Annotated in this window: 9 protein-coding genes, 1 pseudogene and 1 riboswitch; of the genes and pseudogenes, 7 read left to right on the forward strand and 3 right to left on the reverse strand. The window is 71.5% G+C overall.

Features of this window, described 5'->3' with window-relative positions; all coding sequences use genetic code 11:
* Positions 1–6: 6 nt before the first annotated feature.
* On the reverse strand, positions 7–423 hold the full coding sequence (locus ACIRRS_RS12500; protein WP_402968763.1) for an SDR family NAD(P)-dependent oxidoreductase: 417 nt from the start codon (positions 421–423) through the stop codon (positions 7–9).
* Positions 424–691: 268 nt separating this feature from the next.
* On the opposite strand from ACIRRS_RS12500, the gene ACIRRS_RS12505 reads away from it, so the two are divergent.
* The 7 genes from ACIRRS_RS12505 (at position 692) to ACIRRS_RS12535 (ending at position 8751) form a co-directional block, all read left to right on the forward strand.
* Positions 692–1969 carry a cytochrome P450 gene (locus ACIRRS_RS12505; protein ID WP_402968766.1) on the forward strand — a complete coding sequence of 426 codons (1278 nt, stop codon included), beginning with the start codon at positions 692–694 and terminating at the stop codon, positions 1967–1969.
* Positions 1970–2205: 236 nt separating this feature from the next.
* Positions 2206–2373: riboswitch (cyclic di-AMP (ydaO/yuaA leader) on the forward strand.
* Positions 2374–2378: 5 nt separating this feature from the next.
* Positions 2379–3140 carry a transglycosylase family protein gene (locus tag ACIRRS_RS12510; RefSeq protein WP_402968769.1) on the forward strand — a complete coding sequence of 254 codons (762 nt, stop codon included), beginning with the start codon at positions 2379–2381 and terminating at the stop codon, positions 3138–3140.
* Positions 3141–3392: 252 nt separating this feature from the next.
* Positions 3393–4682 (forward strand): phosphopyruvate hydratase, encoded by a 1290-nt coding sequence (eno, locus tag ACIRRS_RS12515; RefSeq protein ID WP_402968772.1) that lies wholly within the window; start codon positions 3393–3395, stop codon positions 4680–4682.
* Between the two features lie 155 nt (positions 4683–4837).
* Positions 4838–5326, forward strand: a complete 489-nt coding sequence (locus ACIRRS_RS12520) for a septum formation initiator family protein (RefSeq protein ID WP_402968776.1) — start codon at positions 4838–4840, stop codon at positions 5324–5326.
* Complete coding sequence (locus tag ACIRRS_RS12525; protein ID WP_402968835.1) at positions 5298–5960, forward strand: DUF501 domain-containing protein; 663 nt, start codon at positions 5298–5300, stop codon at positions 5958–5960. Before ACIRRS_RS12520 ends, ACIRRS_RS12525 begins: the two co-directional genes overlap by 29 nt.
* On the forward strand, positions 5957–6898 hold the full coding sequence (locus ACIRRS_RS12530; protein ID WP_402968779.1) for an exopolyphosphatase: 942 nt from the start codon (positions 5957–5959) through the stop codon (positions 6896–6898). Before ACIRRS_RS12525 ends, ACIRRS_RS12530 begins: the two co-directional genes overlap by 4 nt.
* A gap of 485 nt (positions 6899–7383) precedes the next feature.
* Complete coding sequence (locus tag ACIRRS_RS12535; protein WP_402968782.1) at positions 7384–8751, forward strand: NAD(P)/FAD-dependent oxidoreductase; 1368 nt, start codon at positions 7384–7386, stop codon at positions 8749–8751.
* A gap of 191 nt (positions 8752–8942) precedes the next feature.
* Here the strand turns inward: ACIRRS_RS12535 and ACIRRS_RS12540 are convergent, their stop codons facing one another.
* Both ACIRRS_RS12540 and ACIRRS_RS12545 read right to left on the reverse strand, forming a co-directional pair.
* Positions 8943–11498 carry an ABC transporter permease gene (locus tag ACIRRS_RS12540; RefSeq protein WP_402968785.1) on the reverse strand — a complete coding sequence of 852 codons (2556 nt, stop codon included), beginning with the start codon at positions 11496–11498 and terminating at the stop codon, positions 8943–8945.
* A 47-nt stretch (positions 11499–11545) separates the two neighbouring features.
* Positions 11546–11639, reverse strand: a pseudogene (locus ACIRRS_RS12545) (ABC transporter ATP-binding protein); the annotation flags it as partial.

An 11639-nucleotide genomic window follows, 5' to 3' on the forward strand; every position in this document is an offset into this window, starting at 1 on the left:
GGAGCGTCACGCGGCGGTGGTGTGCTCCACCGGCAGCGGGAGGACGACCTCGGCGATGGCGTCGCCGACCAGGGCGACGAGTTCGGCGAGGCGCTCCAGGTCGAGGTGGGCGGGCAGTTCGGCGAGGGAGACGATCCGCTCGCCGTCCGGCCCGGCCACGCAGAAGAGGTCGATCGGGCCGAGGTGCTTCTCGGCGGTGTCGACGACGGCGGCCACGTCGCTGGGGCGGCGGACGTCCCCGTGGACGCCGACGACGGGGCAGCCCGGGCGGTCGAGCTCGGAGGCGAGGTCCTCCGCGACGCCGACGTGCTGGTCGGCGATCAGCATCCCGGCGGCGCCGGCGGCGGTGAACCGGCGGGCGAGGTCGGCCCCCGACCCGCCGTCGAGTACCGCGATGACGACGACTGCCCCGGCGACCCGCATGGTCTGCTCCTCCCTGTGGGCGACACCGCACCGGCGCCCACGCGTACTGCGGAGGATCGTAGGCACGTCCTGACCCCCCGCAACAGGGATTACCCCTCAGGTGACCAGGCTCACGCCAGGCGCCGCGCCAAGAGCTGTCCAAGAACCGTCCACGGGCCGGGCACGGGCCGGCCACGCGCCGTCGATGCGCCGGGCGCACGCCGTTCGCGAACCGTTCGCGCGCCGTTGACGGACGGGGCGCGCCCCCGCCACCGGATACCGTCGACCCATGCCAGCTCAGCCCGACGCCACCGCCCCTCAGCTCTTCACCTGGGAGTTCGCCGCCGACCCGTACCCGGCGTACGCCTGGCTGCGCGAGCACGCCCCGGTGCACCGCACCACGCTGCCGAGCGGGGTCGAGGCCTGGCTGGTGACGAGGTACGCGGACGCCCGCCAGGCGCTCGCGGACGGACGGCTGTCGAAGAACCCGGCGCACCACAGCGAACAGGCGCACCGCACCGGCCGGGTGGGCATCCCGGGTGAGCGGCAGGCGGACCTGATGACCCACCTGCTGAACATCGACCCGCCGGACCACACCCGGCTGCGCCGCCTGGTGTCCAAGGCGTTCACCCCGCGCCGGGTGGCCGAGTTCGAGCCGAGGGTGCAGCAGCTCACCGACCGGCTGATCGACGGCTTCGCGCAGCGCGGATCGGCGGACCTCATCCACGAGTTCGCCTTCCCGCTCCCCATCTACGCGATCTGCGACCTGCTCGGCGTGCCGCCCGAGGACCAGGACGACCTGCGGGACTGGGCCGGTGCGATGATCCGCCACCACGGCGGCCAACGCGGCGGCGTGGGGCGGGCGGTGAAGAAGATCCGCGCCTACCTGCTGGAGCTGATCCACCGCAAGCGCGCCGACCTCGGGGACGACCTGATCTCCGGCCTGATCCGGGCGAGCGACCACGGCGAGCACCTGACGGAGAACGAGGCCGCCGCGATGGCCTTCATCCTCCTCTTCGCCGGGTTCGAGACCACGATCAACCTGATCGGGAACGGGGCCTACGCCCTGTTCCGCAACCCGGATCAGCGCCGGCTGCTCCAGGAGTCGGTGGCCCGCGGCGAGAGCGCCCTGCTGGAGACGGGGATCGAGGAACTCCTGCGCTACGACGGGCCGGTGGAGCTGGCGACCTGGCGGTTCGCGACCGAGCCGCTGTCGATCGGCGGGGTGTCCGTTCCGGTGGGGGACCCGGTGCTGGTGGTGCTCGCGGCGGCCGACCGCGACCCGGCGAGGTTCTCGGACGAGAACACCCTCGACCTGGCCCGGGCCGACAACCCCCACCTGGGCTTCGGGCACGGCATCCACTACTGCATCGGCGCCCCGCTGGCCCGCCTGGAGGGCCGCGCGGCGCTGGCCACGCTGCTCTCCCGGCTGCCCGACGTACGGCTGGCGGAGGAGCCGGAGAACCTGCGCTGGCGCGGCGGTCTGATCATGCGTGGACTGCGGGAACTGCCGGTCGAATTCAGCCCGGAAATCCGCTCCCCGCACGCGGTTCCGGCCACTCCCTGACGTCCTTCGAGACACCGACACGCTGACGGGGCGTCGCCGGCAGCCTGTCGATCGGGGTGTGAACACGCATCAAATCGGACAAACCGGCGCCGTGCGTAGGCGAGCGACCACTGGCCGTGATTTCTGTGTGATATCGGCGAGATGAGCTTGTGATCGAGCTGATGATCTGTCTAGTCTCCGTGGAGTTCGCAGCTGCGGACCCCGAACGCGGAACGCCGAATCCTGCCCGCCGCGCCACGGGAAACCGACCAGAACCCTGGGCAGGGGCGGGGGACCCAGGTTTGTTGCCGTCCCCACGGCTTGGGGTGAAGCCGCCCGCGCGGAGCCGACTCCGCGTCACGGCGGCCGGGCCACCTCCCGGTCCGAACCCGACAGCTCACCTCGCAGGCGTGCGGAGAGGGACCTCTTCATGCTGCTCGTTGGATCTGGCCGTCACCGTCGTCGCACCCAGGCCGAGAAGGTCATCGCCGTCGCCGGTGTGGCCGGCGTCGGACTCGCACTGCCGCTCCTCACCGCCACCGGCGCCTCCGCGGCCCCCGCCTCCACCTGGGACGCCGTCGCCCAGTGCGAGAGCGGCGGCAACTGGAGCATCAACACCGGCAACGGCTTCTACGGCGGCCTGCAGTTCACCTCCAGCACCTGGAAGGCGTACGGCGGCACCTCCTACGCCGCGCAGGCCAACCAGGCCAGCAAGGGCCAGCAGATCGCCGTCGCCGAGAAGGTGCTCGCCTCCCAGGGCCCCGGCGCCTGGCCCGTCTGCTCCCAGAAGGCCGGCCTGAGCAAGGGCGGCCCGGCCGCCTCCGTCGACACCTCCTCGGACACCAAGGCCCAGTCCGCGCCCAAGGCCCAGAAGCAGGCCCAGAAGCCCGTCCAGCAGCAGGCCCAGAAGCCGGCGCAGGAGAAGCCCGCCCAGTCGTACGCCCCGAAGCACGCGGCCCCGAAGGCGGCCGAGAAGCCCGCCGCGCAGTCGTACGCTCCCAAGCACGCCGCCCCGCAGGCCGCCGCGCCCAAGGCTGGGGACTACACCGTGCGCTCCGGTGACACCCTGTCGACCATCGCTGCCGCCCAGGGCGTCTCCGGCGGCTGGCAGTCGCTGTACTCCGGCAACCGCGCCACCGTGGGCGGCGACCCGGACCTGATCCTCCCGGGCCAGGTGCTGCACCTCGGCTGAGCCGACCGGACGTCAGAGGGGCCGGCCGGCAGGGCCGGCCCCTTCGTCCGCGTTCGCCCGGGATCGGGCTGCCGACCCGGGGCGCCCAGGTGAACTACCGGTGGGTAGCACGGCCACACGCTGAGACGGGACCGAGGCCGACGTGGCCGTGGAGGCCCGGGCGGTTAGGCTCTGGTCGTAACGACTCCGCAATCCTCCCGCCGACATCACCACCCCGGTCGGCCGGGACCTGCTTCCGCAAGGAGATGCCACGTGCCGTCCATCGATGTCGTCGTAGCCCGTGAGATCCTCGACAGCCGCGGCAACCCCACGGTCGAGGTCGAGGTCGGCCTCGACGACGGCAGCACCGGCCGTGCCGCCGTTCCGTCCGGTGCCTCCACCGGCGCCTTCGAGGCGCTCGAGCTGCGCGACGGTGACAAGAACCGCTACTTCGGCAAGGGCGTGGAGAAGGCCGTCCTGGCCGTCATCGAGCAGATCGGCCCGGAGCTGGTCGGCTACGACGCCACCGAGCAGCGCCTGATCGACCAGGCCATGCTCGACCTGGACGCCACCCCGGACAAGTCCTCGCTCGGTGCCAACGCCATCCTGGGCGTCTCCCTGGCCGTCGCGCACGCCGCCTCCGAGGCCAGCGACCTGCCGCTGTTCCGCTACCTGGGCGGCCCGAACGCGCACGTCCTGCCCGTCCCGATGATGAACATCCTCAACGGCGGCTCGCACGCGGACTCCAACGTCGACATCCAGGAGTTCATGATCGCCCCGATCGGCGCGGAGTCCTTCTCCGAGGCCGTCCGCTGGGGCGTCGAGGTCTACCACACCCTCAAGGGCGTGCTGAAGGAGCGCGGCCTGTCCACCGGCCTCGGCGACGAGGGCGGCTTCGCCCCCGACCTGGACAGCAACCGCGAGGCCCTGGACCTCATCGTCGAGGCCATCCAGAAGGCCGGCTACGAGCCCGGCCGCGACGTGGCCCTGGCCCTGGACGTCGCCGCCTCCGAGTTCTTCGAGGACGGCGCCTACCAGTTCGAGGGCAAGGCCCTCACCTCGGCCGAGCTCATCGAGTACTACGCCGAGCTGGTCGACGCCTACCCGCTGGTCTCCATCGAGGACCCGCTGGACGAGTCGGACTGGGACGGCTGGAAGGCCATGACCGTCAAGCTGGGCGACAAGGTCCAGATCGTCGGCGACGACCTGTTCGTCACCAACCCGCAGCGCCTGGCCCGCGGCATCGAGACCGGCACCGCCAACGCCCTGCTGGTCAAGGTCAACCAGATCGGCTCGCTGACCGAGACCCTGGACGCCGTCGAGCTGGCCCAGCGCAACGGCTACCGCTGCATGATGTCGCACCGCTCCGGCGAGACCGAGGACGTCACCATCGCCGACCTGGCCGTCGCCACCAACTGCGGCCAGATCAAGACCGGCGCCCCGGCCCGCTCCGAGCGCGTCGCCAAGTACAACCAGCTGCTGCGCATCGAGGAGATCCTCGACGACGCCGCCGAGTACGCCGGCCGCGGCGCCTTCCCGCGGTTCCGCTCCGCGGACCAGTAAGCACAGTCGCTCTGCGGAGTAACCAGCACAGTCGCGCCGCCGAGTAACACGTACAGCCTGACCGGTGCCCCGCCGTTCACCCCGTAGGGTGGTCGGCGGGGCACCGTCGCGACCAGGAGGGGACAGCGCAGATGGCAGGCTGGAGGATCCCGGGCTTGGCGGCCCGGCCTCGGTTCACGAGCCGGGCGACCGTCCTCGTCCTGGTGCTCTGCTCACTGGTGGCGATCCTCGCGTACCCCACGCGGCAGTTCATCTCCCAGCGCGCCGAGATCTCCGCCCAGCGGGCGAAGGCCGACCACGCCCGCCAGCAGGTCGAGCAGCTGCGCCGGGACAAGGCCCGCTGGCAGGACCCGGAGTACGTCAAGGCGCAGGCCCGGGCCCGGCTGCACTTCGCGGTGCCGGGGGAGACCCCGTACATCGCGGTGGACCCGGCCGGGCAGGCCACCGACCGGCCGTCCTCGGCCGCCACGCCCTCGGGGGGCACGGCGGCCGGCGCGGTGAAGGCCGCCAAGCCCTGGTACACCGGCATCTGGGACTCCGTGGACGCGGCCGACACCGCCGCTGCCGCACCCGCCGCCGTTCCTGCCGCACCCCGTCCGACCACATCGCCATCCGCTGGAGACACCTCCCCCCATGACCACTGAGAACCACCCCGCCGTCTCCGACGCCGACGTCGCGGCCATCGCCGCCCAGCTCGGCCGGGTGCCGCGCGGCCTGCGCGGTGTGGCGCACCGCTGCCCCTGCGGCAACCCGGACGTCGTCGAGACGGCCCCGCGCCTGCCGGACGGCACGCCGTTCCCCACGCTGTACTACCTGACCTGCCCCAAGGCCGCCTCGCTGATCGGCACCCTGGAGGCCGAGGGCGTGATGAAGGACCAGACCGCGCGCCTCGCCGAGGACCCGGAGCTGGCCGCCGCCTACCAGAAGGCGCACGAGGACTACATCGCCCGGCGCGACGCCATCGAGGTGCTGGAGGGCTTCCCGAGCGCCGGCGGCATGCCGGACCGGGTGAAGTGCCTGCACGTGCTGGTCGGCCACTCGCTGGCCGCCGGGGAGGGCGTCAACCCGCTCGGCGACGAGGCGATCGGCATGCTGGAGGACTGGTGGGCCAAGGGCTCCTGCGTCTCCCCGGCCGAGGTCGAGGCCGCCGGCGAGCGGGTCCAGCGCAACCGCGCCAAGGAGAAGGACCACGAGGCCGTCATCGCGGCCAAGCAGCAGTTGACCGCCGAGCGGGCCGCGAAGAAGGCCGCCGAGGAAGCCGCTCAGGAGTCCGAGTGAGCACGACCCGCGTGGCCGCGATCGACTGCGGCACCAACTCCATCCGCCTGCTGGTCGCCGACCTCGACCCGGAGACGGGCGCGATCACCGACCTGGACCGCCGGATGATCATCAACCGGCTGGGCCAGGGCGTCGACCGCACCGGCCGGCTGCACCCGGACGCGCTGGAGCGCACCTTCGCGGCCTGCCGCGAGTACCGGGAGGTCATCCGGGGCTTCGGCGTCGGCCCGGAGCGCACCCGCTTCGTCGCCACCAGCGCCTCGCGGGACGCCGAGAACAGCGACGAGTACGTCAAGGGCGTGCGCGAGATCCTGGGCGTCGAGCCCGAGGTGGTCAGCGGCGAGGAGGAGGCGCGCCTCTCCTTCGTCGGCGCCACCAAGGAGCTGACCGGCGATCGGTTCCCCGCCCCCTACCTGGTGTTCGACCTCGGCGGCGGCTCCACGGAGTTCGTCCTCGGCGGGACGGACGTGGAGGCGGCCCGCTCGGTGGACATCGGCTGCGTCCGGCTGACCGAGCGGCACTTCGAGGGCGCCGAGCTGCCCACCGGGGAGCAGATCGAGGCGGCCAGGGCGCACGTGCGGGCCGAGCTGGACAAGGCCGAGGAGGTCGTCCCGCTGACCGGCGCGGCGACCCTGGTGGGCCTGGCCGGGACGGTCACCACGGTGTCCGCGATCGCCCAGGAGCTGCCCGCGTACGACTCCGAGCGCATCCACCACTCCCGGATCACCCGGGAGCGGGTCGCCGAGATCGCCCGCGAGCTGCTGGCCGCCACCCACGCCGAGCGCGCGGCCATCCCGTCGATGCACCCGGGCCGGGTGGACGTGATCGCCGCCGGGGCCCTGGAGCTGCTGGAGATCATGGAGCGGACGGGCGCCGCCGAGGTGGTCGTCAGCGAGCACGACATCCTGGACGGCACCGCCTGGAGCATGGTGGTCTGACCCCTTCCAGGACCCTTGGGGGACCTTCGCGCGACCCCCTGCACGACCCCCGCGCGACCCCTGTGGATCATGGTCGAACCGGCCCCGGCACCCCTTCGAGGGGGCCGGGGCCGGGGCGCGCCCGACCCCGTGCGGGAATGTTCGTGAATTTCTTCACATGGCGATCCAGTCATTCGTCGCACCCTGTCGCCCGCTACGTCCGAATTGTGGGACCGAAGGTCGCCCGCCCGCCCGGCCCGCTGGATCGCAGGTCAGCCCTTGGCTGAGGTTTGAAAATCGAAATCGCGAGCGGGAACCCGGGTGTCGTACGGATCGTTGCTGCTCAACGGGGTGGTGCCCCGGCGCGTGTCCTTCCGCGCCCGCGCGGGCCCGTGAACCCGTGCGCCGACCCCCGTTGTGGGGGCGCGCAGTGTAGCACGGGGTGTCCAGCAACTTGTGACCGGGCTCACGAAGGCTGCTCCGGACGGTGCTGGATACTTTCGGATATGAGCACCACGGAGCGTCCTCGCATCCTCATTGTCGGCGGTGGTTACGTCGGCCTGTATGCCGCGATGCGCATCCTCAAGAAGATGCGCTACGGCGAAGCGACCGTCACGGTCGTGGACCCGCGGTCGTACATGACGTACCTGCCCTTCCTTCCCGAGGCGGCCGGCGGCAGCGTCGCGCCTCGCAACCTCGTCGCCCCGCTGCGCGGCGTCCTCAAGCAGGCGGAGGTGCTGACCGGGTCCGTCACCGGTGTGGACCACGCCCGCAAGGTCGCCACCATCCAGCCCGCGGCCGGCGACAGCTACGAGCTGCCGTTCGAGTACCTGGTCGTCGCGACCGGCTCGGTCTCCCGCACCTTCCCGATCCCGGGTCTGGCGGAGAACGGCATCGGCATGAAGACGGTCGAGGAGGCCATCGGCCTCCGGAACCACGTCATGGCCCAGCTGGACAAGGCCGAGTCCACCACGGACGAGGACATCCGGCGCAAGGCCCTGACCTTCGTCTGCATCGGCGGCGGCTTCGCCGGCGTCGAGACGCTGGCCGAGATCGAAGACATGGCCCGCGACGCGGCCAAGCTGTACAAGACCTTCAGCCGTGACGACATGCGCTTCGTCATGGTCGAGGCCGCCAACCGCATCCTCCCCGAGGTCGGCCCGGAGCTGGGCCTGTGGACCAAGGAGAAGCTCGAGGAGCGGAAGATCGAGGTCTACATCGAGACCTCGATGGACTCCTGCATCGACGGCCACGTCATGCTGAAGAACGGCATGGAGATGGACGCCGCCACCATCGTGTGGACGGCCGGCGTGAAGCCGAACCCCATCCTCGCCAACTTCGGCCTGCCGCTGGGCCCGCGCGGCCACGTCGACACCGCCCCGACCCTCCAGGTCCAGGGCTTCGACAACGTCTGGTCCGCCGGCGACAACGCCCAGGTGCCCGACCTCGCCGCCGGCGAGGGCGCCTGGTGCCCGCCGAACGCCCAGCACGCCTGCCGCCAGGCCGTCGTCCTCGGTGACAACGTGATCTCCGGCATGCGGGGCTTCCCGCAGAAGGAGTACAAGCACAAGAACCTCGGTGCGGTCGCCGGTCTCGGCCTGCACAAGGGCGTCGCGATCCTCTTCGGCAAGGTCAAGCTGAAGGGCCGCCTCGCCTGGTGGTTCCACCGCCTGTACCACGGTGCGATGGTCCCGACCTTCAACCGCAAGGTCCGCGTCTTCACCGACTGGACCCTCGCGATGTTCTTCAAGCGCGAGACGGTCGGCCTCTCCCAGATGGAACAGCCGCAGCTGCCCATCCAGGAGGTCACGCCGCCCACCAAGCCCGTCGAGGCCGCCAAGCCGGCCGCCGAGAAGGAACTCGCCGCCAAGTAAGCGACTGAGACCCCGGTGTGGGAGCGCCGGGGTATGAGTCGGAGGCCCTCCGCCCGGCAGTGTCGCCGGACCACGACCTCCGTGGTGCTCAGCCGGCCGTGCGACCGGGCGGAGTACAGCAGTAGAGGAGCCCCTGCCGAAACCCTCCGGCAGGGGCTCTCTGTTGTGCGGGTGCGGGACCTGGGGGAGCGTCAGTCGGTCTTGATGCTCTCCAGGATGTCCAGCTTGGACGCCCGGCGGGCCGGCCAGATCGCGGCCACCAGGCCGACCAGCCCGGCCAGGGCCAGGAACAGCGCCAGCTGGCCGTACGGCAGGACGGTCGTCAGCCCGGCCATGTCGGACTTGAGGGTGCCGTTGATGGCCCAGGCGATGAAGCAGCCGAGCACCAGGCCGATGCCGGCGCCGAACACCGAGATCACCACGGACTCCAGGCGGACCATCCGCTTGATGCCCCGGCGGTCCAGGCCGATCGCCCGCAGCATCCCGATCTCGCGCTTGCGCTCGAAGACCGACATGGCCAGCGTGTTGATCACGCCCAGGACGGCGACCAGCACGGACATCGCCAGCAGGCCGTACATCATGTTCAGCGCGAAGGTGATGGTCTGGCTGAAGCCGTCCCGCACGTCCTGCATGGACTTGACCTCGATCACCGGGTTGGCGCCGGTGGCGTCCGTGAGGGACTGCTTGAGGGCCGAGGTGGCCCCGTCCTGGCCCTTCACCAGCACGGCGACCGTACGGGGCTTGGCCTCGTGCTTGGCGATCGCGGCGTTGGACATGACGACCTCGCCGAGCACGCCGCCCTTCTCGAACACGCCGCCGACGGTGACGGTGTCGCTGGAGCGGTCGGAGAAGGAGGCCTTCACCGTGGAGCCGGCGGTGACGTTCAGCTTCTTCGCGAGGTCCGAGGCGATCAGCAGCTGGCCCTTGCCGACGGCGTCCGCCGAGCCGCTGTTCAGCTGCATCTTGACCAGCTGCTGGTAGGTGTCCGGGTTGAGGCCGGTGACCTTCACCGAGGTGTCGCCGAGCAGCCAGTATGCCTCGATCAGCGGGGAGGCGGCGGTGACCCCGGGGGCCTTGGCGACCTTGTCCGTCAGCGGCGCGGTCAGGGCCATGCCGTTGGCCGCGTCGACCAGGTAGTCGGCCTTCACGGAGCTGGTGAGGGACTTGTCCAGGGCGCCGGAGACGGAGGAGCCGATCACGGTGAGGCCGCTGACCAGCGTCAGGCCGATGGTGAGCGCGGCGGCCGTGGCGGCGGTGCGGCGCGGGTTGCGCACCGCGTTCTGCTGGGCCAGCTTGCCGGGCGTGCCGCCCAGGCCGCGCAGCAGCGGGCCGACCAGGGCGACCACCGGGCGGGAGAGCAGCGGCAGCAGGACGAACACGCCGATCAGCGCGAGCCCGGCGCCGATGCCGACGGGCGTCCGGCCGGTGTCGTCGCCGGTGGAGGCGCCGTAGCCGATCAGGGCGAGGCCGCCGGCGGCCAGCACGGAGCCGATGGTGTTGCGGATCAGCAGGCTCTTGTGGCTGGCGGGCTGGTCTCCGCTGCTCATCGCGGCCACCGGGGCGATCCGGGAGGCGCGGCGGGCGGGCAGCAGGGCGGACAGGACCGTCACCACGACGCCGACCACGAGGGTCACCACGACGGTCAGCGGCTTGATCACCAGGGAGCCGCTCGGCATGCTCTCGTTCAGGCTGCCCATCAGCGACTGGAGCCCGGCGCCGATGCCGACGCCGGCCAGCAGACCGGCCACCGCCGAGACGGCGCCGATCACCAAGGCCTCGACCAGCACCGAGCGGGTGACCTGCTTGCGGCTGGCGCCGATGGCCCGCATCAGCGCCAGTTCCCTGGTGCGCTGGGCGACGAGCATGGTGAAGGTGTTGGCGATGATGAAGATGCCGACGAACAGCGAGATCGAGGCGAAGACCAGCAGCATGGTGCGCAGGCCGTCGGTGCTCCTGGTGATCATCGACTCCTGGTCGGCCTTGAGCTGGGCGCCGGTCTCGATGTCGACCGGGTTGTTGCCGAGCTTGGCCTTCACCTCGGCGAGCAGCGCCTCCTGGCTGGTGCCGGGCTTGGCCGTCAGCACGATGCTGCTGTAGCGGCCGGGCTCCAGGAGCACCTGCTGGGCGGTGGCGCGGTCGAACAGGGTGAGGGTGCCGCCGGTGTTGACCACCGGGTCGTCGGTGGTGAAGACGCCGGTGAGCTTCGCCTCGACGACCGGGCCGGTGGAGGCGACCCGGACGGTGTCGCCGACCTTGTAACCGGCCTTGTCGGCGGTCTTGCGGTCGAGGGCGACCTCCTTGTCGTTCTGCGGGCCGCGGCCCTCCGCCATCGGGTAGCGCGGGTCGGCGCCGTTCGCGCCGGGGGCGAAGTTGGAGCCCTTGGCGGACCAGGTCTGGCCTATCAGGGCGCCCTTCTTGTCGGCGACCCCGGTGAAGCCGCTGACCACGCCGCGGGCGTTGGCGGCGCCCGGCAGGGCGGCGAGCTGCTGGACGGCGCTGTCGGTGAGCTCGCTGGGCGCCGACTGGTCGCGGTGCTTGCCGGTCGCCTCGGCGTCGGCCGCGCGGTCGACGACCTGGACGGAGACGTCCGAGTAGCTCTTGGAGTTGCTGTCCTTCATGGCCTTGCCGAAGGTGTCGGAGAAGACCATGGTGCCCGCGACGAAGGCGGTGCCCAGCATGACGGCCAGTGCCGTCATCAGCAGCCGGCCCTTGTGGGCCAGCACGTTGCGCAGTGCGGTGCGATACATGGGGTGTCCTGGAGGTGGTCGGTGATCGGGGCCGGGCTGGTGGGCTGTCAGCTGGTGCGGCCCTTGGCGTCGAAGCGGCGCATGCGGTCCAGGACGGTGTCGGCGGTGGGCTGGTGGAGTTCGTCGACGATGCGGCCGTCG

The sequence above is a fragment of the Kitasatospora sp. NPDC101183 genome (genome assembly GCF_044767945.1).
Lineage (GTDB): Bacteria > Actinomycetota > Actinomycetes > Streptomycetales > Streptomycetaceae > Kitasatospora.

Excerpts from the sequence above, each read along its gene's own strand:
- ACIRRS_RS12500 (WP_402968763.1), bottom strand. The coding sequence starts at position 423 with ATGCGGGTCGCCGGGGCAGTCGTCGTCATCGCGGTACTCGACGGCGGG.
- ACIRRS_RS12505 (WP_402968766.1), top strand. The coding sequence starts at position 692 with ATGCCAGCTCAGCCCGACGCCACCGCCCCTCAGCTCTTCACCTGGGAG.
- ACIRRS_RS12510 (WP_402968769.1), top strand. The coding sequence starts at position 2,379 with ATGCTGCTCGTTGGATCTGGCCGTCACCGTCGTCGCACCCAGGCCGAG.
- ACIRRS_RS12535 (WP_402968782.1), top strand. The coding sequence starts at position 7,384 with ATGAGCACCACGGAGCGTCCTCGCATCCTCATTGTCGGCGGTGGTTAC.
- ACIRRS_RS12540 (WP_402968785.1), bottom strand. The coding sequence starts at position 11,498 with ATGTATCGCACCGCACTGCGCAACGTGCTGGCCCACAAGGGCCGGCTG.